This is a genomic window from Noviherbaspirillum sp. FW303-A3 (genome assembly GCF_058788695.1).
In genome coordinates, this window is sequence record NZ_JBYTAZ010000004.1 from 70879 (window position 1) to 91667 (window position 20789).

Annotated in this window: 22 protein-coding genes; 9 read left to right on the plus strand and 13 right to left on the minus strand. The window is 61.0% G+C overall.

What is annotated here, in order from left to right:
• Positions 1-71: 71 nt before the first annotated feature.
• Entirely contained in the window at positions 72-1316 is a 1245-nt protein-coding gene (locus AC3WOY_RS28505) for a DNA methyltransferase (RefSeq protein WP_492429928.1), read from the minus strand.
• Between the two features lie 136 nt (positions 1317-1452).
• On the opposite strand from AC3WOY_RS28505, the gene AC3WOY_RS28510 reads away from it, so the two are divergent.
• The gene (locus AC3WOY_RS28510) at positions 1453-1671 is read left to right on the plus strand and encodes a hypothetical protein (protein ID WP_492429929.1); all 219 of its coding nucleotides are present in this window, start codon (positions 1453-1455) and stop codon (positions 1669-1671) included.
• A 16-nt stretch (positions 1672-1687) separates the two neighbouring features.
• On the opposite strand, the gene AC3WOY_RS28515 is transcribed toward AC3WOY_RS28510, so the two are convergent.
• Complete coding sequence (locus AC3WOY_RS28515) at positions 1688-2902, minus strand: hypothetical protein (protein ID WP_492429930.1); 1215 nt, start codon at positions 2900-2902, stop codon at positions 1688-1690.
• Between the two features lie 199 nt (positions 2903-3101).
• Between AC3WOY_RS28515 and AC3WOY_RS28520 the strand changes: the two genes are divergently transcribed.
• Genes AC3WOY_RS28520 through AC3WOY_RS28540 form a run of 5 tightly spaced genes read left to right on the plus strand, consistent with a single transcriptional unit; the run spans position 3102 to position 7699 of the window.
• A complete protein-coding gene (locus tag AC3WOY_RS28520) occupies positions 3102-4022 on the plus strand; it encodes a restriction endonuclease (RefSeq protein ID WP_492429931.1) in 921 nt (306 codons plus the stop codon).
• Entirely contained in the window at positions 4012-4818 is an 807-nt protein-coding gene (locus tag AC3WOY_RS28525; protein ID WP_492429932.1) for a hypothetical protein, read from the plus strand. Before AC3WOY_RS28520 ends, AC3WOY_RS28525 begins: the two co-directional genes overlap by 11 nt.
• Complete coding sequence (locus tag AC3WOY_RS28530; protein WP_492429933.1) at positions 4803-5888, plus strand: AI-2E family transporter; 1086 nt, start codon at positions 4803-4805, stop codon at positions 5886-5888. Before AC3WOY_RS28525 ends, AC3WOY_RS28530 begins: the two co-directional genes overlap by 16 nt.
• The gene (locus tag AC3WOY_RS28535) at positions 5881-6852 is read left to right on the plus strand and encodes a diguanylate cyclase domain-containing protein (RefSeq protein ID WP_492429934.1); all 972 of its coding nucleotides are present in this window, start codon (positions 5881-5883) and stop codon (positions 6850-6852) included. Before AC3WOY_RS28530 ends, AC3WOY_RS28535 begins: the two co-directional genes overlap by 8 nt.
• On the plus strand, positions 6839-7699 hold the full coding sequence (locus AC3WOY_RS28540; RefSeq protein WP_492429935.1) for a hypothetical protein: 861 nt from the start codon (positions 6839-6841) through the stop codon (positions 7697-7699). Before AC3WOY_RS28535 ends, AC3WOY_RS28540 begins: the two co-directional genes overlap by 14 nt.
• Here the strand turns inward: AC3WOY_RS28540 and AC3WOY_RS28545 are convergent.
• Together AC3WOY_RS28545 and AC3WOY_RS28550 are read right to left on the minus strand one after the other, a co-directional pair.
• On the minus strand, positions 7696-7953 hold the full coding sequence (locus AC3WOY_RS28545; protein WP_492429936.1) for a hypothetical protein: 258 nt from the start codon (positions 7951-7953) through the stop codon (positions 7696-7698). The two genes, AC3WOY_RS28540 and AC3WOY_RS28545, sit on opposite strands and share 4 nt — an antisense overlap.
• 37 nt (positions 7954-7990) lie before the next feature.
• Entirely contained in the window at positions 7991-8572 is a 582-nt protein-coding gene (locus AC3WOY_RS28550) for an ankyrin repeat domain-containing protein (RefSeq protein WP_492429937.1), read from the minus strand.
• Between the two features lie 146 nt (positions 8573-8718).
• On the opposite strand from AC3WOY_RS28550, the gene AC3WOY_RS28555 reads away from it, so the two are divergent.
• Positions 8719-8904: a hypothetical protein gene (locus tag AC3WOY_RS28555; RefSeq protein WP_492429938.1), complete on the plus strand. Its 186-nt coding sequence runs from the start codon at positions 8719-8721 to the stop codon at positions 8902-8904.
• Between the two features lie 44 nt (positions 8905-8948).
• Here the strand turns inward: AC3WOY_RS28555 and AC3WOY_RS28560 are convergent, their stop codons facing one another.
• The 6 genes from AC3WOY_RS28560 to AC3WOY_RS28585 all read right to left on the minus strand — a co-directional run bounded on the left by AC3WOY_RS28560 (position 8949) and on the right by AC3WOY_RS28585 (position 13387).
• Positions 8949-9374, minus strand: a complete 426-nt coding sequence (locus AC3WOY_RS28560) for a hypothetical protein (protein ID WP_492429939.1) — start codon at positions 9372-9374, stop codon at positions 8949-8951.
• Between the two features lie 32 nt (positions 9375-9406).
• A complete protein-coding gene (locus AC3WOY_RS28565; protein WP_492429940.1) occupies positions 9407-10036 on the minus strand; it encodes an AP2/ERF family transcription factor in 630 nt (209 codons plus the stop codon).
• A 41-nt stretch (positions 10037-10077) separates the two neighbouring features.
• Positions 10078-12198 carry an ATP-dependent DNA helicase DinG gene (gene dinG, locus AC3WOY_RS28570; RefSeq protein ID WP_492429941.1) on the minus strand — a complete coding sequence of 707 codons (2121 nt, stop codon included), beginning with the start codon at positions 12196-12198 and terminating at the stop codon, positions 10078-10080.
• Between the two features lie 59 nt (positions 12199-12257).
• Complete coding sequence (locus AC3WOY_RS28575) at positions 12258-12752, minus strand: hypothetical protein (RefSeq protein WP_492429942.1); 495 nt, start codon at positions 12750-12752, stop codon at positions 12258-12260.
• Positions 12749-12910, minus strand: coding sequence for a hypothetical protein (locus AC3WOY_RS28580; RefSeq protein ID WP_492429943.1), 162 nt, complete (start codon positions 12908-12910; stop codon positions 12749-12751). Before AC3WOY_RS28580 ends, AC3WOY_RS28575 begins: the two co-directional genes overlap by 4 nt.
• A gap of 183 nt (positions 12911-13093) precedes the next feature.
• Complete coding sequence (locus AC3WOY_RS28585; protein ID WP_492429944.1) at positions 13094-13387, minus strand: hypothetical protein; 294 nt, start codon at positions 13385-13387, stop codon at positions 13094-13096.
• Positions 13388-13497: 110 nt separating this feature from the next.
• Between AC3WOY_RS28585 and AC3WOY_RS28590 the strand changes: the two genes are divergently transcribed.
• On the plus strand, positions 13498-13896 hold the full coding sequence (locus tag AC3WOY_RS28590; protein WP_492429945.1) for a hypothetical protein: 399 nt from the start codon (positions 13498-13500) through the stop codon (positions 13894-13896).
• On the plus strand, positions 13893-14501 hold the full coding sequence (locus tag AC3WOY_RS28595) for a hypothetical protein (RefSeq protein ID WP_492429946.1): 609 nt from the start codon (positions 13893-13895) through the stop codon (positions 14499-14501). Before AC3WOY_RS28590 ends, AC3WOY_RS28595 begins: the two co-directional genes overlap by 4 nt.
• Here AC3WOY_RS28595 and AC3WOY_RS28600 read toward each other — a convergent pair.
• The 3 genes from AC3WOY_RS28600 to AC3WOY_RS28610 all read right to left on the minus strand — a co-directional run bounded on the left by AC3WOY_RS28600 (position 14498) and on the right by AC3WOY_RS28610 (position 20701).
• Positions 14498-14833, minus strand: a complete 336-nt coding sequence (locus AC3WOY_RS28600) for a hypothetical protein (protein ID WP_492429947.1) — start codon at positions 14831-14833, stop codon at positions 14498-14500. The genes AC3WOY_RS28595 and AC3WOY_RS28600 overlap by 4 nt on opposite strands.
• Positions 14834-14953: 120 nt before the next feature.
• On the minus strand, positions 14954-15694 hold the full coding sequence (locus tag AC3WOY_RS28605) for a hypothetical protein (protein ID WP_492429948.1): 741 nt from the start codon (positions 15692-15694) through the stop codon (positions 14954-14956).
• Positions 15695-15745: 51 nt separating this feature from the next.
• Positions 15746-20701 carry a helicase-like domain-containing protein gene (locus tag AC3WOY_RS28610; RefSeq protein WP_492429949.1) on the minus strand — a complete coding sequence of 1652 codons (4956 nt, stop codon included), beginning with the start codon at positions 20699-20701 and terminating at the stop codon, positions 15746-15748.
• Positions 20702-20789: the final 88 nt, after the last annotated feature.

The window sequence follows — 20789 nt, forward strand, 5'->3', positions numbered from 1 at the left end:
TGTTGATGCGGAATTTTACCGCACGGCCTTCGAACTACTGCTAATCCGGAGTACTCGCTGTTGTCGCCCGTTCACGCTGCCAGCGCCATCTCAAAGCCCTTGGCATCTGTGAAACGACTGGCCGCACCTAGCAGGTACTCCACCATCACCTCCGTGCCCATCCAGCGCCGGCCAAGACGTTCGGCGGCGACAAGCGAGGTGAACGACCCTGCAAACGGATCTGCAACGACGTCTCCCGGTTCAGTAAGGAACTCGACAAGGAACGACGCGAGGCTCAGCGGCATGGGAGCGCCGTGAGGAGTTAGCCCCGCCGCACGCGCCTGGCGCTTGTACTCTCTCTGGTCGGCACATGTATGCCCGAAGCTCAGCACATTGCGCGGAATGCGTCCCGGCGTCTCGTTGCCAAATGCGCCCGGCGCGCGCCGGTAAGCGCCGTCCGAGTAATTCCCTTCCCGCAGCTCGCCGCCTTGCTTAATGAGTTTCAGATGCCGTTCGGTGTGCGCCTGAAGTACGCGCCGGTTGTCCGACTTTACCTTGGACGGGTTATTGCTCAACCACAGCACCGGCTCCCACGACTGGTTGAGTTGATAGCGGTGAATGCTCGCCCACTGTATCGGCCCCGGCGGGCGGGCCGGGTTGTGCCACACGAGGCGGTCCATCAATTGGAGACCGAGCCGATCGTGGAGCGCGAGCATGAGCCGTTCGATATACATGGAGCGTGCAGGCGTACCGCTTACAAAGACATCTTGACTGATATTCAGGGCAATGCTGCCGCCGTCGACGAGGTTGCGAACGACAGGTTCCAGACACCGACACACCCAGTCAACGTACTCAGATTCGGGCGGATTGCCATACTTGCGCGGCTTGGCAAGACAATACGGCGGCGATGTCAGGCACAACGTGATCGGCGCATCGATCGCCGAGAACACGGTCTCACAACTGCCGAGAATGGCGATCCCCAGTTCGGTCGAAAATCCGACGACCGCGACCCCGGAGTTGATCTTGTGCAGGTCCTCAGCGACTGGCTGGGTGAGCCGCCACACGCCCCGTTCGCCTTCCACGCGCTCCAGGATGCCCGAGTGCTTGAGCGATTGCTGTATCCACCGCACGCGCCTTGTGATCAGGTTATGCGGCTGCTGCGCGCGGCCAATCGGCACCCGTTCCTTCAACGCCTCTTCGGACAACCCGATCCGCTCGCCGATGCGGCGATACAATTCTTCATTAGCCAGCGTGCCGCGGTTCTCAGCAGAGTACGAGTGGAGCACTTCAGAGAACAGGTCCAGCTGCGCAGGCAGGGGGGAATGGTTTGCGTTCATAGCTTCAGCTTACCTTCGCAAATCCGGCAAGCAAATTAGGAGCTCCGTGACCAGCAAACCACTCGCTAGGCAGCGCGCGGATGGGGACGGCGGGAAAGACCGCATAAAATACGCACTCCACATGCAGGGAAAGCACATGGATTACGAAAAAGAGAGGCTGAAGGGGAAACTGCGCGCCGAGCGTGAGAGTCACCGGATGACCGTGGTTTTCTTCATTTACATGGCCGGGATCATCGTGCTTTTCGTCCTGTTGGGCGAGATCCAGTCCTTCACGTTCTGGATTTCGTCGCTTGGACTGGCCTGGCTGGCGTTCTTTCTGGCCAAGCGCCTCCTGCCGGACATCGACGAAGATTAACGCCGTGCGGTACCGGTTACAGCACGCCTTCACGGGTGAGCTTCGCGATCTCCGAGGAACGCGCCGCAGGGAACACGAGCGATTTCATCTTTGGCAAGTACAGGGCCTGAAACAAAACCGGCGTGAGCACGTCATCGAGCCACTCCTCGTCAGGGTCAAGCTTGGCGTACTCGTCCAATAACGACCCGTGCTTTGCCGCCAGCACCCACGCTTCCGTTGCCTCGGCGTCCAGGTTGATGAGCATCGCGACTTTCCGCACTTCGCTCTCGGTCAGGAAGCCCGGCTCCTCGGCGACGCACCCCTTATAAACGGCGAAGGGGATGAGGGGGTTGTCCCCGGTCAGGTCGTTTGCCGCGTACAGGGCGATATCTTCCGCACGGTTATGGCAGCGGTCGGTCAGTCGGCGCCCGTGTCCAACATGCGCGAGCAATCGGCAGGCGTCGCAGGTAATCAGCGTATGACCAGAACAGCCGCGTATCAGCCCATACCGCTCGCCAAAGGCTTTGGCGTTCCCGGCCACGCCGAGCAGATGGACATGCTTTGGATGGCGGAGCATCAGATCGTCCAGTTCGTCGCTGGTCATTGCCGCCTCAGATGATGGGATGCTGGGCACGCCCACTGCGAAGGCGTCGGTGCCCAGCATGTCAACTTGACGCTCGAACACTTGGGAGGGAAGCAGGGGGCCGCGTTGAATCGGCATCATGACCTGAGCGCCTGCAGTAAGGAATCCTCGAATCTCGTCGCTGAAGCGCTCCTGAAGCGCCAACGACGCCTCCTGATCACCCAGCACGTCGGGCATCACCAGCAACAGGTTTTGCGGGTTGCGGGTGCTCGCGACCAACTCGCGGTACACCGGAAAAACGTCCTGCGCGAAATCGATGTGCACGCCGTTTCTGAAGGCGCCGACAGCGCCGGAATCGACGAACAGCTTTCCGCCTTGGTCGAGATACTCGGCCGCCAGCTTGCGCACGGCTGGGCTTAGGGCTTTTCTCTCCACCGATCCCTTATTGCAGGCGATATGGACGGCAGTGACGCCAACCGGCACGCGCGCCATCATGAATCCCCGTAGGTCGGTGACTGTCGACACGCCGGAGCGGTAGACGTCAACCAGCGATGTCTCGGCGAGTGCGCAAGTCGGTGCCCGCTTGATCTGCGTGGGCAGCGCCCAGTGGTGTTTGCGGCCCGACGCGATACGCGCCGCCTCGAAGTGGTTTGTCCAGGTGGTGTCCATACCACTCGTTTTACCAATATGCTCCCCCGCGTTCCAATTACGAGCGGCCGCCCGTCACTTGTGCCGATGTCACTAAAAAACCCGTAAGGTGCCCGAAAGGGCAGGATTAGGTGGGTCATCTGTGCAAGGATTTTCGCTATAGTCAGGCACCAGGCGACGAAACGTTCGCGTCACGCCGCAACCGCATTCGAACATCCTCATGGCAAACACAACGAGAAAATCCAACGCCGAACAAGAGCTTCTCAAATTCCACACCTACCTGCGGCGCTTCGCCGCGTTTTCGGCCAAGGTTCCATGGTGGATCGGGATGACGCTGGCGGCCATGAGTTACCTTTTTTTCACGTTCTACTATCCCCAGATCAGCCTGGCAGCGCCGGAAGACGGTGCGTTCATGCGAATGCTCGACGACATCCTTCACAAGAACGCGGTCGTCAACATCATCAATGCTGCCTTCACGTCCACATTCATGCTGATGACAGCGTTCTCAGCGGTGAAGGAAGCCCAGCGCAACGGCGCGCTCGGTGGTGACGACGGCACAGACGAGTATTTCGGCATGAAGCGCGACCGGTTCGGCTCGCTCGTCGTGGAGTCGCTCGAGCAAGACGGGTACCGCATCAGCAAGCCGTCCAAACGCAACTCCGTGGTAGACGTGCTTGCAGAGCGCGGCGACGCCAGAATCGCCGTGCGCTTCTCCGACTATCAGGTCTATGAGATCCATGAACCCGAAGTGGAAGCACTGGCCAAGGCGGCAAAGGTCGAAAAGGCGACCGGCGCTCTGTATGTCACCGTTGGTGGATTCGGTAAGCGCGCGGTGAAGTACGCGGAGAAGAACGGCGTCCAACTGGTCGGGAAAAAAGCGGTTCTTGCCTTCCTCAAGCGCGAAGACCTGGCCCAAGCGGGAACGACTGCCCCGGACGGCGTTGAACAGTATGCCGGGAGCACCCCGGTCAGCCGCGCGCCAGCTCAATTCGGCGATGGGATTCAGAACAGCGGGGCAAGCGGGCCTCGCCGGGCGAAGTCGTCGGTACTGACGCCGCGCCCGGCCGGACAGTACAACCCGACCTTCGTGCTGCCGAAGGAGGTGATCGCGGCGTCGAAACAGTCCTCCGATGCAGAATGAATTCGTCGACCCGGCAGGAGATGCCGCGGTGTCAGTGATACAGGACGCTCACCGGACGCCTTCGGCATCCGGCCTGCTGGCGCTTTGGGTGGGCCCGGAGCTGTGCAGCGCCTACCACAGCCTGGACAAGCAAGCCAGGGCGCGGGTCCGCACGAAGGTAAAGTCGATTTTCCGTGACGTCCTGCATCACGAAAATCCTTCTGTTGCCGCCTCGCAGGCGGACGAGTTGACGGAAGCCGGCATCCGGGCGAACGCGCGTGGCATTGCCGGGGCAATCATTACGGTGTTGCGCGAAAAAAAGGCCTACACAAGCGTCATGGACATCACGGCAGCCGTCCAGAAGGATTATCCGTCTGTGTCGGCCTATACGGTACGCCGGGTATGCAACCGATGCGCGCAGGCCGCCCAGCCCATCATGCTCAAGGGATCGATCCCGAACCCGAGTCCGGTGAAACAGGGCAACCGTGAACGCGTCGATGCCTTCAAGCTCACCCCTGAGATGCAGCGCCGGCGCAAGCAGGGGAGCGTCGTACGTGACGGCATGGTCGTCGACACGATCCGCGATCGAATCCTGCAGATCATTGCGAAGTCCGACGAACCAGTGACAGCGCTGGACATCAAGCGCGCGCTGCAGATGCCGTCGCTGACTATGGACAACCTGTACTCCTACCTCAGCACACTGAAGGCTGAAGGCGAAATCAAGGTCTGCGACAAAAAGCCGGGCGGCTCGCGCCGGGTGAACGCCTACGTGCTGAATCAATGCAATGAGGAGGCTGAATCTTGTCCCCCGCAGTAATTCGATACGCCTTCCTGATCTTCGCCATTGGCCTGGCGCTGTGGGTCGCGCGCGGCATGTTAGCCCCAATGGCTTGGGCGGCCGTGATCGCCATCTCGTCCTGGCCGATCTTCAAACGTTTCTGCCACCTGTTCCGGGCGAGCAGCCGCAACGCGCTGGCTGCCGCATTCACGTGCATGATGGCCGTCGCCCTGGTCCTGCCCATCGCGTACGCGGCCGTGGCGCTGGCAGACGTGGCGCCGGCGGTGACGGGTTACGCGGCGAGGCTGAGCGCAGGCGGCGGATTCCAGCCGCCCGAGTTTCTGGCCGAATTGCCGATCGTGGGCAGCTGGATTACCGAACAGTGGACGCACACGCTTGGGCGTCCGGATGGCCTCATTGCAGTGATTGAGCGGCTGCAGCTCGACGCCTACCTTGGCGCGGTCGCCAATATTGGGCTGCGCGCGGCGGACGGGGTAACGACGTTCCTGATCACGTTGTTCACCCTGTTTTTCCTCTACCGTGACGGCGAGCTGGTCGCCTCCGAGATCCAGCGGATCGGCAACCTGTACATCGGCCGGCAGTGGAGCACCTATGTGGCGTGCACGAATAGCGCCACGCACGCGGTCATGAACGGCATGGTGCTGCTCGGCATTGTGGAAGGCGTCCTGCTCGGGGCGTCATACTGGCTCGTCGGCCTGCCGTCACCGTTATTGATCGCCACCATCATCGGCGCCGCCACGGTGCTCCCGGGGATCTCGATACTGCTCCACGTCGGACTCTGTGCCTTCGTCGCCATCGACAACAGCTCCATCGCGGCAGCCGGACTGCTCGTGTGGGGTTTGGTGGTCCTCGGCGTATTCGACAGTATCGCCAGGCCAGCACTGATTGGCGGTACGACAAAAATTCCTTTCTTTTGGGTCATGGTGGGCATTATCGGCGGCGTCAATACCTTCGGACTGCTCGGGCTGTTCCTCGGTCCGATCGTCATCGCTGTCATGCTCGAGGTGTGGCGCGCGTCTAAAGCCGCTGCCGTCAACGGCAGGCCTGCGACCACTTCCGTTTCCCCCATCCGGGAAATCAATGGATAAACAAGAAAAAAGCTTCTTCCTCGCCCATGCGCTCACCCACGCGGCAAACCCGATGCTCATCATCGACAAAGGCGCAAAGGTGGTATGGATCAATCGCGCTTACGAGCGCTTTGCGGGCGTGCCCGAAACCGAGTTGGTCGGCAACACTCCACGCTTTCTGCGGCCCGACGGCCATCGCAAGGAGTTCTTTCGCACGCTATGGAAGACGGTGTTCTATGGCAATACGTGGATGGGGGAGCTGCTCGAATTCCGCGGCGAGCAGGAAACCGTTCCCGTCGAATGCGTAATCACGCCCTTGGTGGACACGGCAGGTCGACCGTCGAACTTCCTGGTCAGCTTGCACGACATCAGCAAACACAAGACCCAGTTGGCCATGATGAGCCATCAGGCAAACCATGACCCCCTGACCGGGCTGGCCAACCGCGCGATGTTCAATAGCGTCGTCGCGCATACCGTGGCCCAATCCAAACGCAGTGGCAGCACCTGTGCGCTCATGTTCCTGGACCTCGATGGCTTCAAGGCAGTCAACGACACGTATGGCCACCACGCGGGCGACACGCTGCTGATCGAGATTGCCACCCGCCTGAAGCGCGGCGTGCGCGCCTCCGACACTGTTTCTCGCCTCGCCGGCGACGAGTTCGCGATCTTGCTCGACAACGTCGACGGCGGGAACGGCGCAACGGTCATCGCCACCAAGATCCTCGAAAGGATGATGGAGCCCGTCACGCTCGACAGCGGCGCCGTCAGGGTGGGCGCCAGTATCGGCATCGCCCTGTACCCCGACGACGCGCTTACACCGGAGACACTGCTGCGCAAAGCCGATGAAGCCATGTATGCCGCCAAACGGACGGGCAAGAACAAATTCGTGTTCCACCGCGACCTTGGTACCCCCGCGGAAGAAGCGCAATGCGATGTGAAAGATCCGGAGAGGGCCTCCCGACAGGTGAACAATGGCAAAGAATGAAACTTACGTACCGCCCGAAGGCATCCTCCGCACGATCGAGCAGTGGGAAGAGCAGCAGCCAGCCGTCGACACCTACGTGTCGCACAAGGACCTGACCCGCTGCTTCATTGAGGGGCGCCCGGCCAAGTCGACGGTCCTGCACGTGCAGGTCATCAAAGACGGCCGGAAAACCACCCGTATCCTCCTGCACGCGCATTCCGGCAAGGTCTTCTTGACCGCCAAGACGCACAAGGACAAGGACATCGAGGAGTTGATCATTCATCCGGACGCCGGTCATGCCCCCCCGTCAGCAAAGGAAACGATCGATTTCGTATCCCTCTATCTATGGGCGGCGCGCGTGACCGTGCAGGAGTACGGGATAGACGTGGCTTACCCCACCGGGGAGACGACGCACGGTTACTTCTCCAGCGGGCCGATTGCCGTCACTGCCCTCAATCAGGAGGCGTCCGCCGCGATCGCCGAGAGCCGGCGCCGGCTGACACCGGAGGTGATCGACCCGAATACAGTGAACGTGATTGGTTGGCGGACAGCAAAATACGGCGGAAGTGCGTCGGCGGAGATCAAATACCGCACCTCCAGCACCCATCTGACGACTGGCCAGCCCCGCCTGGGTACCGACGCCTGGGACGTACTTACCTTGTGCGAGATGACGGTGCCGATTTCGGCCGGCGACGGGCTGGAGCCCCTGCCTGAAGAGGGGCTGCTAAAGGAAGCAGGTCCATTGTGTGAAGCGTGTGTCGCGGCGTTACCAGCAGAGGTCGCAGCAAAGGTGATCGCCAATCACGGGCTTGCACGGCTGCGCACGCTGGACACCTTGCTCTCTCGTGAACCGGCAAAGCGGCGCTAGGACAGGCGCGACAGGCATGGGTTGCCGATCAACGCGCGGACCTGAGACTCGGAAAACTGATCGAACTGCGGCATGTTGAGCTTTCCTTCGAACACCAGCTGCCCCATTGCGAGTTTTGGCACGCCGAGCAACTTCGCCGCCTCGTCGCCGCTGATGAGCGGTCCGGCGCTTTGCGCGGTACGGTTTTCCGGGTGGGGCATGGATGCCGCCAGTCCTGCAGCGAACGCGAGCAACGATTTTCCGCTTGAAGCCATTTCGATATCCTTCTTGAGAACGGTGACGGGCAGTCCCTTAGTGAAGCTTCTGGTACCGCGCCTGGATACGGTCGAGAATATCACGATGCAGGCTGTCAACCGAACGAGCCAGCTCCAGCGGAGTCGTGTCGCCGGCGCCGAGAACGACACTGGCGTGGCGGTCGAGGTGCATTCGCGCGATGTGCGAAAACCCGCGCCCCAGCGCACAAGTCAGGGCAGTCATGCCGTCCACCGTCTGGGCGTCGACGTCCAGGTAGTCGAACTGGTACAGGGCCGCCACGCTGCCGACATGACCGACCCGGCTCGCGTGAATCAGCGGCGTCGCGCCGTCGTCGGCCTGGTGGTTGATGTCGCACCCGAGCAGCACCAGCTCGGTCACGGCGGCGCTGTCATCGTGGTGAACTGCAAAAAACAGGGCGTTCCATCCGTCCACCCCCTCGGCGATCGTCAGTCGCCGGTCGCGCCAGATGAAGCGGCGTGCCATGTCGAAGTCGCCCTCTTTGAGCGCTTCGAAGAATTCGTCAATCACACTCCCGGGTTTGCCCTCGGCGCCAAGATCGCGGCCGATCGGGCGCACAAAAGGCTTGTGCCTGGTGGTGCCTGTGGACGGGGTAAGCATTCGGTTCTCCTTGATGACGGCCGGCGGGTGACCCTGCGCGACCGGATGAGCACACTCTATGCGCTGCGCGCGGCGAGTTCAAATTCCGACGACCCAACTCCCGGGCCGCTAGCTTCAAATTCCGTTACACACTAAGGATCACTTCCATGCCTTCACGTCTTCAAAAAGATCACGACAACAGCGTCAGCGACCTCAAGGACATGATGACGGCTCCGCCGATGTCTCCATCGGAGCACGCCAAAAGACAGCAGCAGCGCGTGCAGGCGCGGCGGGCAATCGAAAACGCAAGGGAGGAAGCATCACTGCGCTGCGAGGAATTCAGCGACTGGTAAGTCGGACTTCGTGGAGTGCGCGGCGCGGGCAGGGGGCCGGGAATTTATGCCGCGATTTCGTCGTCGGCGTTATAGCGGCCCGTCGCGGCATGGAACTGCTCGACCAGATAGGCTGTCAATTGGCCCAGTTCTTCGAACCGCTCGTCGTCCATCCCAACGAGCTCAAGGTCGGCTAAGTCGAACAGGGTACGCAGTACCATCCCACCTCCGCCGAATGGCAAAATCATGGCGTCTGGCGTGCTTCGATAGCGGCGGAACCAGGCGGCGTTAAGCGCGTCGGCCTGCGTCTTGTTGAATTTGAGGAGGAACCGCGGCTTGCCGCCGAAGATCCCCAACGAATACAGCGCCCCCTCCAGACCGCGCATGACCTCGACCTTACAGTCCTTACCGATCCGAACGGTTGCGCGCGGATCGTCAGGACCAAGAATCATGGTCATGTGGTTGAACTGGTCGAAGAATCGGGCGCGCATGGATGTCGAACGCTTTGCAATCGGGGGCGATATTATGCCGGGAGGCAAGCCGCAGGGAAACTGCTGGCGGCCACTACCTCGACCCCGACCACCTCAGGCAGCTCGATGACGGTCGCCGGTTCCACTGCGGCGGCACACGGGATCGACTTGGACGAGATCGCACGCTTCACCTTGCGCTCCATCTTCTTGACGTCGTCGACAGCCAGACCGAGCAGGTCTCCCACCGCCTTCTGGCGGCACTCAGACGCCAGGCGCAGCGCTTCCTCTTCGCCGTACTTGGACACGGAGAACTTGCGACGCACGATCTTGCCCGGCTCGCTGCACCAGGCGGCCACGTAATAATCGCGCCCGTCTTCACGCACTTCGCCGTTCTTGAGTTTGCGCTTGTATTTCTGGGTCATCTTGTAGACGCCCACTTCGCCGGTGTTGTTGTTGGACTGGATCCGCTTCACGTAGCGCCCGGAGCTGACGGGCACGCCGAAGATCTTCATGTACTCACGATCGCGAAACGCAATTGCCTTTGCCTCAGCGTTTTCCTTCGACCCGTGGGCCGCGTCACTGAAATATGCCGACACCAGTCCGCCGGCCGGCTTCGGGACGCGCACCGAGTAGCCTTTCGAATGGTCGTCCATGCGTTGGATGTAGAGATGGTTCTGGTCCATGGTGTTTTACTCCTTTTTGTATGCGTATAGTCTCTCAGGCGTCAAGCCGCTTTTCCAAATATGGATTGAGAGAACGGAGGCAGCGCGTTCAACATCTTCTTGCCGTAGCTCGTAGTCGCGATGCGCTTGTCGAGAATGGTGATTTTTCCGGTATCGGTTTCGCGCCTGAGCAGGCGTCCAGCGTTCTGGATAAGCTTTACCGACGCCTCCGGCACGGTGACCTGGTCGAAAGGCCTGCCGCCGCGGGACTCGATCCAGTCCGCAAGCGCGCGGTCGACCGGGTTATCAGGGGGCGCAAACGGCAGCTTCGCAATGATCACGTGCTGACACAGGGCGCCGGGCAGGTCGACGCCTTCGCCGAAGCTGGCCAACCCGAAGATGACCGATGACCACCCCTGCTTGATCCGGGCAGCGTGCACATGCAGGATCTGCGCCTTGGGTGTCTCGTCCTGTGCGAGGATCATTGGCTGCAGGGCAGCGGGCATCCCCCGCAGTACCTCCTGCATCTGTTTCTTGGAGGAGAACAGCACGAGCGTGCCAACACCGCTGGTCGAATCGATCAGGTCGGGAAGCATGCTGACCAGCTCCCGCGTATGCTCGTCGGCATCCTTCGGATTGCTCTTGAGCTGCGGCACCACAAGCTGCGCCTGGTTGGCATAGTCGAAGTTGGCGCGTAGCTGCAGATAATCAACCCCCCGGTAAGCGCCGAGGCCGGTCCTCATGTTGAAAAGATCGAAATTGCCGAGTGCGGTCAGCGTTGCCGACGTCATGATTACGGCGGCGAACCGGTCAAACACCAGACGCGACAACACCTTTGCCGCGCTCACCGGCGAAGCCGATACCACGAACTCGATCTTGCCTTTGCGCGCCACCAGCTCTACCCACTTGGCGACAGGCGGGACATTTGCGGGACGATCCATCAGCATCAGCGTCCACACATTGCTGATCGTCTCGATTCGGCTCAAGGCCAGCCCAAGCTGAGACAGCATGAGTTGGCGGGTGGCGCTCTCCGGCTTGCCCTGGGCGTTCTCGAGGAGTTGCTCGTGCAAATGTATCGTCGCTTCGAACAAGGATTTAGCAAACCCCGCAACAGATCGGCCTGCTTCTGCAACCGGATCCGGCAGCGTCCCATTGCGGAACTGGTGCACCGCACCGTCAGCGACGTCGGCGTGGGACGCTTTGGCAAATGACGGAAGCTGCTCGAGCAAGTGCGCGAGGGTATCGAGGCTGCGCTCAAGGTTGGTTGCATGTTCCGCCACGTTGCGGCCAAGATCGGCGTCCTCGAATTGCTCTGCTTCCCGGGTCGCAGTGGCGGCGAGCCGTCGCAACCAACGCTTCGGCGCCAGAACATGGTGCTCGGCGGCAAACTGCTCGATGCCCTTCGGAGCGAGGTGGTGCGCCTCATCTGCAATGTAGATGCAGTCGGCAGGATCCCCGAGGATTGAACCTTGCTCGGCACGCAGGTTGGCCAGCACGAGGTCGTGGTTGGCCACCAGTACGTCGGCTGTTTTTGCCTTGCCTCGGGCGACGTAGAAGGCACATGTCCCCATGTTCGGACAGGACCGGCCGATACAGGCGTGGTGATCGTTGCGCGCTTGTACCCAAAGGCGTTCGGGGATGGGATCGGCGTATTCATCGCGATCGCCGGACCACGTTCCCTTGCGGAGTTTTGACGCCATGTCCCTCAGCAACTCGAGGTCTTCGGCGCTTGGCGGCTCATCCCAGAGGCCGTCTTCTGCTGCTGCATCCAACGGCGCCATGCCCGCCGCGAGCTCAAGCCGGTTGCGACAAGCGTAGCGCCCCCGTCCTTTAACCATGGCGTAGGTGAGATTCTTGTCGTAGATGGACGCGATCGCCGGCAGGTCCCGGTTGACGATTTGCTCCTGCAGCGCGATGGTGGCCGAAGAAATGACGATCTTCTTCTTGAGCGCGCGCGCGATCGGCAGGGCGGGTATCAGGTAGCCATTGGTCTTGCCTGTTCCGGTACCGGCCTCGCACACCAGGATCGCTTTCTGATCGGGGTCACCAATCCGGGCAAGGGTATTGGCGACAGCGGCTATCATCTGGTGCTGGGCCGGACGCACCTGGTAATCCGGGGTTGCTGCCTTGACCTTCTTCAGCAGTCCGCGGATTTCATTCTTGAGGGCGTCGTCGAGGCTCATGATCTGTCCAGTTCGATTTGTTACTGGACAGTTTCACAAACTTGATCCCGTTATTCCAATTACCGGTGGATCGTGGAGGGCACGTTGCTTCTGCGTAGTACGCCTAGCGGACCAACGCCAGCTGGTCTCCACTCAGGTCGAAACGCGCCCTCACTGTTGGCCTCTAATAGTTTGGCGACACAGTGGTCGTGAGACGGAGGATTGCCGAGCAGGAGCTGGGTCAAGAAACCGTTGTCCGCCGGATCGCGGTGTACGACATACGCCCACTGCGGCGAGTCAAAGGCTTCCTGCGCCAGGTCGCAGGGCAGGTTCACAGGCGCCGCAACAACAGATCCGTTGGGATACCCGGTCCAGAGCACGCCGTCGGCCTTCTCACTGATCGTTGCGGATCCTTCTGCTGCGCGCATCGGCAGCCATTCCGTCAAACCGCAGCAGAGGCACATCACTTCGCGATAACTGCCGCCCGCATCGTCCTCACTGACCAATGCAGGGGAGCCGCATTCCTGGCAAGGAATACTGGGGGAAGAGCAGGGCGCAAGGTTGAGAAAGGTCATAGGTCCGTTGCAGGCCCGGACGGATTCGCCGGGCGGGAGGTGAGGGCATCGATCACCTGCTTGTATGTTTCGCTTGTCACCGAGAAGGTCATCACCATCATCTTCAGTTCGAGCACTTGCCGCTCGTAGCATGCAACGTCGGCACATTGACGGTTCAACACTTCCTGCACACCGGCGGGAACCTCCACGGAACATGGTTGGGTTGCGGCAAAGGGTTCCTGCGCCTGCGCCGTAGAGCTAGCGAGAAGGGCGAGGAGGGCGGCAGTGAAAAGGCGCATGGCGTGGGATAGACGAAGTAGCGTGGGAAGACGCAGATGTTACCTTCCCACGCGGGGGTTGCGCTACGCCGTTGCTGCCGTCATTGCCGCCGGCACGCGTACGCGACGCTGCATAGTCGCTCGCTTCTCGCAGATACGAGCGTGTTCTGCTTCATCGAGCGGGTAGTAGTTCTGGTTCCCGTTGGCGTCATTGACACCGAGCAGGTATGCGTCGCGCTCTTCCGCCGTCGGGAAACGGCGCTCTACCATCGCACCTACCACCTCGCGGGTAATGCGGCCCTCGGCGATTTGCGTTGCCTGCGACTCGCCAAAGACGACAGCGGCAAGGTACCTTCCCTGATTTGCATTGGTGCTCATTCAGATCTCCTAAAACAGTACTTTCAGCATACGGGGCGGGGCGGCGATTTTCCAATTAGGGCACCCGCCCCATATGGAGGACAGTCACCCCAACTGCTACCATTGCGGGCATGACGAACGCCGCGAAAAGCCATCCATTGACCGCCCGTGACCGGGAGCTGCTGGCAATGCAACCCATTGCGGCCCAAATGCCTGTCCGTTTCGCAAACGGGGCGCTGTGGGAGGACTTCAAGGGTGAATGCAAATGCTGCGGCAAAGAGCTGCCGGATGATCAGGTGCGCGGCAGCGTGGTCGCCCATTCGGCGCGCATGAGCGTACTAGAGGCAGTAGGGGTGTGTCATGCCTGCCGTCTGCTCACACGCTACCTGTACCGCCTCTACGACAACAAAACGCTGAGCGGCATGCAGGACAGGACGTGGCGCACCTGGTCGGCGAACGAGCAGCCGTTCGCACGGCGTGTATTCCGTGCGCTCTCCCGCGTTTTCGGCAAGGGTAGCGAGGCACCATGACAGCTGAAAAACCCAGCGTCTATCTCATCACCGTGCTCGAAGTGCCAAAGGCCGATCGCGTGTTATGCCAGGCTCAAGGGTGCGGTCACGCCGTCTACAAGCGCATCCATGTGATTCACGATGACGGCGCGATCAAGGTTGTCGGGTCGGAGTGTTTCAAGCGGTTGTATGGCGACTTGCCGGCCGTCGCCTCAACGCCGCGATTCGGTTCGTCCGAAGGTCGCCTGCTAAGCGCGGAGGAGCGCGAGGCGCTTGTGAACAACACTGCGGCGCTGGTGGCGATGCTGGAGACCGAGCACGATGACGTCGAACGCGCGCGGCAAGTGCGGGAAGGCGCAGTGCGCGCAACGGCGTTACGGCTGCAAGACGAGCGTGCGGTACGGGGAACGGCAGCGTTCGCGCGGCCGGGCGCCGCGATGGCTGGGAGACCCCAGCCAGATCTTCCTGCTGCCGAGATGGCGAAACTACGGGAGCAGGCCAAGGAACGCTTGCGGGCGATCCATCCCGGCGTCGACCTCGATTCACCGGGTTACATCGGACTGGTCACCCTTGAAGTGCGCAAGCTGCTGCTCGAGATGAGCCGCGCGGGCAGCCAGTCAGGCTAGGGAGCCGCCTGCTGCGCGGCCAGCGCCTCCAGCTCCATGATTTCGCGGAACCGGTCCGGCATGAACGACCGCAACAGCGGCAGGAAATCGCGGCACTCCGCGACCGCCGGAAACCCCAAGGCATCCCCGGAGAATTGGCGCGTCATTGACGCGAACTGGACGCTGGCGTTGCAAATCTGGCCCCATGGCAGGCCTTCGTCCTTGGTTTCGGTGGCGTTGCGGATCTGATCAAAGCTGTCTTCAATCTTGCGGCGCCACAGCGACACTTTCGCGACTTCGGCCAGGACGTTCGGCTCGTCTCCGGCCTCTTCTGCCGCGATAAACCGCTCCATGTGACTGCACATGGTCTGGATATCGTTATGAATACTCGTTATTGCAAATCCTTCAATCACCACAACCCCTTCCGAAAGCATCGGCGGCCACTGGCCGCATAAGGTGGAATAACGGGCCGACTAGGCTTGCGCGACGTCGCCGGCGCGCAGCAAGGCGCGTCCGACTGCCGTTATCCCGTACGAATTACCTGATTTTCGCTGCACCAGCCCCAGTTCTGCAATGCGCAGCATCAGGTCTTTGCCAACATCGCAGTCAATGTTGCCATTCAAGCACTCAACAAACCGCGAAAATGCGCTCCATTCGTCGCTTCCGATCGTTACGCCCAAACGCTGGGCGAGCACCTGCGGCGCAGGGGCGGGCTCGATACTGCCCGCTGACTTGACTGCCCCGTACGCCGCGCCGGCCTCCGCGCATGCCACAAGGCTGTGGCCAACGATATCGGTGGCAAAGCGCGCTGCGTGCGGCGTGTGCGACGGCACCAGGTACGCGAGCCTGCCGCCGAAGTACACGGCGCTGGCCAGCGCCTGGGGGCAGTGCACGATCACGGTATAGGCGCTGGTAATCGCCTGACCGCCGACGCCGCCAAAACCCAAAGCGGTGGAGGACCAGGTCTGCAGGAACATCTCCACCTCGCAGTCGCGGGGCTCCGGACGGCGCTCGCGGTCGATGAACGGTCCCTGCACCTGTCCGGTTGCCGATTCCTTGGCGACCAGCGCCGCGCGCTCCTCGCGATTCAGACTGTCCATATGCCTGCGGTGCGCCTGCCAGTCGCGGTCCCGGTACCGGATGACCGGCAGGTCCGCATAGCATGCCGCGTAAAGCGACTGTGACAGCGCTTCAATGGGGGAGTGGTAACTCATGACATCCTTTCATGCAAAGTTGCAGTATCTCCGACGCACCTGACGGGACCGTTACGCCGCCACCAGTTCTTCCTCTTCGGTCTCATCCATGATCGGGCCCTGATCTTTGTTCAAGTCGAGCAGATCGTTGATCTCCGCCTGGCGCGCAACAAGGTGTTGCAGGCGCTCCTCGTACTCGAACGGGCGCTCAGCCTCCCGGCGCAACACCTCAAGTCGGGACTCCTTGTGCGCTACGTCCTTCTGCATCGCTTCACGGACGCCGGCGAGGTTGGCGGCCCGGTATTCCAACACCTGAATGATCGTGCCCACGGTATTGCGGTCTGCGGTAATCGCATAATGGTGCTCGCCCACCAGCACAACTTCAGGCGCATGCTTGCCGCCGGCGGTGGTGTCGATGGCCAGCTTGAGACCGGCAAATTCGCCGACATACTCACGCCTGTTGCGGCCGTCGAGCTTGGAATGCTTACGTGCACGGCGGATCATATCGGCCAGTTCTGCGAGTGCAGTGGAACGGTCTTTCAGCACACGTCCCTGTAGGCGAATCGAGAACTTGTCTCCGGAGACGTCCTGCACTGCCGCCATGTCGGCGCCAACGCGGTCAATCCGCTTGCGAAGCATGTCCAGCACGGGCGGTATCGACGCGATCTCGTCCTTGAGGCGATAGAGGTTGTCGAGATAGGCCGTCTTCAGCAGAGAATACTTGGCCACATCGGCGTCGATACCATACTTCTCCATCACCATCGGATTGCCGCTTGCCAGTGCCTTGATTTCCGCATAGGATAGCGACGTCCCATCCGCATCTTCCATCGTCCGCAGCGCGGAATCCCCCTTCATTACCTGCCTGATGAAGCGAATTTTGCTCTCCAATGTTTGCCACATGAAGGCGTCGAAGCTACGCTCCGTGATGTAGCGATAGATTGCAATCTCTTCAAACATATTGCCCTGGCGCTGGCCGCGTCCGTCACGCTGTTCGATGTCGGCCGGACGCCACGGCGAATCAAGGTGATGAATGGCACGCAGGCGGGTTTGCACGTTGGTGCCGATCCCCATCTTCGCTGTCGAGCCAAACAACACGCGCACTTTCCCATCGCGCACCGCGCGGAACAAACTGGCCTTCTGCGCATCGGTCTCATAGTCGTGGATGAACGCGATTTCGGCGAGCGGAATGCCGCGACGTACCAGCTTCTCACGGCAATCGTTATAGACCGAGAACGTACCGTCCTTGGTCGGGGTCGAGAGATCGCAGAACACGAGCTGCGTTGCACGCTGCTCGGCGTATTCCGTATAGATCCGCACGATGTTATCGACCGCCTTGTTTGCCTTGCTGTTCTCGTCATCGGCGAAGCAGGGATCGATCAGACGCATGTCGAGCGCCGCCTTGCGGCCGTCATTGGTGATCTTCAACATGTTGTCATCGCGCGGATCGACGCCGCCGCGCTTCAATGCCTCGGCGCGTTCGACCAATTCTTCCACGTAGGCGCTTAGCAGGGTCGACGGCTGCGCAACGACGGCACTCGGGCGGCCGCCCTCGATCGTCGGCACGGGCAGGTCCAGATCTTCTGCCATGCGGATATCGGCGACGGAGCGGAACATCTGCATCAATTCCGGCAGGTTGCAGAAACGGGCAAAGCGCGTGTTCAACCGGTAGCCGCTGCCGTCCGGCGCGATTTCCAGTGCCGTCACCGTCTCGCCGAAGTTCGCCGCCCACGAGTCAAAGCTTGCCACGCCGCGCGATTCGAGCATCAGCGACTGGAGGTAACGCTGCATCGTGAACATTTCCGCCATCGAGTTGCTGATCGGGGTTGCGGTGGCGAACACGACGCCGCGCTTGTAATTGGCCTGGCGCGAAATGTACTGGCATTTCAGGTACATGTCGAAAGCACGCTGGGAATTGCTGTTCGGGAGGCCAGCAACACGGGTCATCTTCGTGACGTAGAACAAGTTCTTGAAAAGGTGCGCCTCGTCGACCAGCAACGAATCCACGCCAAGTTCTTCGAAGGTCACAACCCCATCCTTCTTCGACGCCTTGACCATCTTTTCAAGGCGCGCGCGCAGGCGTTTCTTGGCCGATTCGAGCTGCTTGACGAGCTTGCGGCTGCCATCTCCGCTGCTCTCCATCAGGATCGCCGCCTCCAGCTCGGCAATCTCCCAGCCGATCTGCTGTTCGATGGCTTCCGCCGACATCGGAATCTTCTCGAAGGTCGAATGGGTAACGATCACGGCATCCCAGTCGCCCGTCGCAATGCGCGAGACCAGCAGCTTGCGCTTATCGCCCTCGAAGTCGTCCTTGCTCGCGACCAGGATGTTCGCCATCGGGTACAGCGCAAGGAACTCGCGGGAGAACTGCTCCAGCATGTGGTTCGGCACCGCAATCAGGGGCTTTCTGGCAAGGCCAAGGCGACGCTGCTCCATGGCGATCGCGCACATGACCATCGTTTTTCCCGCGCCGACAGCGTGTGCAAGCAACAGGTTGCCGCCGACGATCCCGCGCCATATGGCATCCTTCTGATGCGGGTTGAGGGTAATAATCGCATTGATCCCCGGCAGGACCAGGCGCGACCCGTCATAGTGGCGCACGCGGATATTGTTGAACTGATCATTGTAAAGACGCACAAGACGGTGCCGGCGTGCGTCGTCTTCCCAAAGCCATGTACGGAAGGCGTTCTTGATGCGTTCCTGCTTTTCGCGCGCTGCTGCGGTCTCGACCACATCGACGTGCCGCTTGCCGTCGTCATCCTCGAAATAGATCGTGGTCAGGCGCATGTTCAATGCATCCTCCAGCAACTTCGTTGCCGGTGCATACGCCGTGCCGTAGGACTGTGTATTGTTGATGGCGAACTGGTGCCCCCAGCCGTTGGAGTCCACGGACCATGCGCCGACCAGGGCAGAGAAGCGCACGCGGGCGTTCTTGTCCTCCAACAGATAGGCCATGAACGCTTCGATGTCCGACGGCGGAATCCAGGACGCGCCCAGACGGGCATCGATCTCGGCAGCTGGAATGTCTGCAGGCTGAACCTCGCGTAGCGCCGCAACGTTCGGGGCGTAGGCCGGTTCGAGCTCTGCGGCGGCTTCGGCGGCCAGCAGCTTTTCCCGCACGTTGCCGGAAAGGTATTCCTCGGCGGTCTCCCACCGGCGGGATTCGGGGTTGCGGAAAATCAGGCTTTCCCCGGCAAGTTCCTCCGCCAGCTCCAGCGCCGACCCGCCCAACAGACGGGCCATGTACCCGAGGTCGACCCGGCCGCGCTCATTGAGCGAATAGATCAGTGCCTCACCGGGATTGGCAGCGGATTCGATCCGGCGCGGCACGTTGACGGTACGAACCGAAAACACTTCGGCCTTGGTCGCCGTTTTCGTTTCTTCGTCGTAATTTTCAAGAGACAGCAGCAGCGGCAGGTCGGGGTCGCCGAAGAACGCGCGGCGGTTCGTTTTGTCGCTGATGGGACCGTTCTTGGCCACGAAGGCATCGTAGGCGGTATTGAGATCGGCGCGCAAGGTCTCAACGGCATCGTCTTCGGTACCGTCGATTTGGGCTGCCAGAACAGCCCTGATGGCGTCGCGCACGACAATGAGGCCGCGCACACGCTCTTCGGTCGCCGCTTTCAAACCCGTGACCGGAATAAGGGCGTCGGATGCGCGAACGTAGAGAACCCCGTTCTGCACCACAAAGGCATTCGGCTTGACGTAATCCGGCGCCAGGATGGCGCTGTTCGCGTCTGCCTGCTCGTCGCTGGTGGCGTCGTTGACCGGGACGTACGCGCCGGCCGGGAACTGTTCAACGGCTCCGGCCAACCGAGATTCAAGCGTCTCGCCTTCTGGGAGCACCACTTCAAGGTTGTGGCCGCGCGGGTTATAGCGGTAGCGCATCTCGCCAAGGACCATTTCCGGGCGCGAGATGAAATAGTGGTTCATGGCGACCGCGTTGGCGTGGAAACCCTCGCCAATCTTCGTCGTTTCGACATTGAGCCACGAAGTGTCCGATGCAATCTCGCCGGGATGCAGCTTGCGCAGGAAAATGGCGTCGGTCACCACCTCTGTTCGCGCCATCCCCTTGAACGCGCATTTCGGCAGCCGCAATGCGCCTACCAGTTCCGCACGTTGCGACAGGTGCGCGCGCAGGGCAGAGCGGTGTTTATCCAGCGTGCCGATGCTGGTGATGAAGGCGACCATACCGCCCGGGCGCACCTTATCAAGGGCCTTGGCGAAAAAGTAGTCGTGGATCAGGAACTTGAATTTGTCGTATTCCGCATCGGATACCGAGTAGTCGCCGAACGGAACGTTCGACACGGCCAGGTCGTAATAGTTGTTCGGCAGGCGTACCTTCTCGAATCCGTCAATGCGCAAATCCGCGCCTGGATACAGGAGCTTGGCGATCCTGCCCGAGATGGAATCGATCTCGACTGCGGTAATACGCGATCTTGCCTGCATATCGGAGGGCATACAGCCAAGGAAATGCCCGATACCGGCCGACGGCTCAAGGATGCGACCGCCATTGAAGCCGAGTCGCGCCAGCACCTTGTAGAGGTGCGTAATAATCAACGGGTCCGTGTAGTGGGAGTTGTTGACCGATGCGCGCGCGCTGTCGAGCTCGTCTTCGGTCAGCAGACCTGCTAGTTCTTCATATAGCGGTTTCCAGTTATCCGGGTCGCCCCAGCGATTGACGAAAATATCCGCGACGCCGCCCCAGCCTGCGTAAAGGACCAGGATGCGCTTTTCGGCCTCGGTTGCCGGGCGGCCTTCCGCCTCGATTTCGCGCAGCATGCGGATCGCGGCGATATTGCGACGTGCCATCTCTTTCGCCGATACCCCACCCAGCGGCACGCTGGCATCGATTTGGAATCCCAGTGCTACCGGCTCAGCGGCCTGCTCGGGTTCGATAGGCGCCGGCGGGTAAGCGTCATTGATCGCTTCTGCCATCGGCGTGAGGGCGACGGTACCTACGTCGAGCTCGATTTCAAAGCCGGGAAGCCAGCCTGTGGTATCTGCGGGGAAGGTCTTGCGAACACGCATTTTTGCCTCGGGTGTTTTCACTCAATTGCACCCAAGTTACTCTTTGAATGGTGTACTTTCCAATTACGGCACGATGCTGGAACAGCGT

Bases quoted from the DNA above. Each gene is read 5' to 3' on its own strand.
- AC3WOY_RS28505 (WP_492429928.1), bottom strand. From the start codon at position 1,316: ATGAACGCAAACCATTCCCCCCTGCCTGCGCAGCTGGACCTGTTCTCT.
- AC3WOY_RS28510 (WP_492429929.1), top strand. From the start codon at position 1,453: ATGGATTACGAAAAAGAGAGGCTGAAGGGGAAACTGCGCGCCGAGCGT.
- AC3WOY_RS28515 (WP_492429930.1), bottom strand. From the start codon at position 2,902: ATGGACACCACCTGGACAAACCACTTCGAGGCGGCGCGTATCGCGTCG.
- AC3WOY_RS28520 (WP_492429931.1), top strand. From the start codon at position 3,102: ATGGCAAACACAACGAGAAAATCCAACGCCGAACAAGAGCTTCTCAAA.
- AC3WOY_RS28525 (WP_492429932.1), top strand. From the start codon at position 4,012: ATGCAGAATGAATTCGTCGACCCGGCAGGAGATGCCGCGGTGTCAGTG.
- AC3WOY_RS28535 (WP_492429934.1), top strand. From the start codon at position 5,881: ATGGATAAACAAGAAAAAAGCTTCTTCCTCGCCCATGCGCTCACCCAC.
- AC3WOY_RS28540 (WP_492429935.1), top strand. From the start codon at position 6,839: ATGGCAAAGAATGAAACTTACGTACCGCCCGAAGGCATCCTCCGCACG.
- AC3WOY_RS28545 (WP_492429936.1), bottom strand. From the start codon at position 7,953: ATGGCTTCAAGCGGAAAATCGTTGCTCGCGTTCGCTGCAGGACTGGCG.
- AC3WOY_RS28550 (WP_492429937.1), bottom strand. From the start codon at position 8,572: ATGCTTACCCCGTCCACAGGCACCACCAGGCACAAGCCTTTTGTGCGC.
- AC3WOY_RS28555 (WP_492429938.1), top strand. From the start codon at position 8,719: ATGCCTTCACGTCTTCAAAAAGATCACGACAACAGCGTCAGCGACCTC.
- AC3WOY_RS28560 (WP_492429939.1), bottom strand. From the start codon at position 9,374: ATGCGCGCCCGATTCTTCGACCAGTTCAACCACATGACCATGATTCTT.
- AC3WOY_RS28565 (WP_492429940.1), bottom strand. From the start codon at position 10,036: ATGGACCAGAACCATCTCTACATCCAACGCATGGACGACCATTCGAAA.
- dinG (WP_492429941.1), bottom strand. From the start codon at position 12,198: ATGAGCCTCGACGACGCCCTCAAGAATGAAATCCGCGGACTGCTGAAG.
- AC3WOY_RS28575 (WP_492429942.1), bottom strand. From the start codon at position 12,752: ATGACCTTTCTCAACCTTGCGCCCTGCTCTTCCCCCAGTATTCCTTGC.
- AC3WOY_RS28585 (WP_492429944.1), bottom strand. From the start codon at position 13,387: ATGAGCACCAATGCAAATCAGGGAAGGTACCTTGCCGCTGTCGTCTTT.
- AC3WOY_RS28590 (WP_492429945.1), top strand. From the start codon at position 13,498: ATGACGAACGCCGCGAAAAGCCATCCATTGACCGCCCGTGACCGGGAG.
- AC3WOY_RS28595 (WP_492429946.1), top strand. From the start codon at position 13,893: ATGACAGCTGAAAAACCCAGCGTCTATCTCATCACCGTGCTCGAAGTG.
- AC3WOY_RS28600 (WP_492429947.1), bottom strand. From the start codon at position 14,833: ATGGAGCGGTTTATCGCGGCAGAAGAGGCCGGAGACGAGCCGAACGTC.
- AC3WOY_RS28605 (WP_492429948.1), bottom strand. From the start codon at position 15,694: ATGAGTTACCACTCCCCCATTGAAGCGCTGTCACAGTCGCTTTACGCG.
- AC3WOY_RS28610 (WP_492429949.1), bottom strand. From the start codon at position 20,701: ATGCGTGTTCGCAAGACCTTCCCCGCAGATACCACAGGCTGGCTTCCC.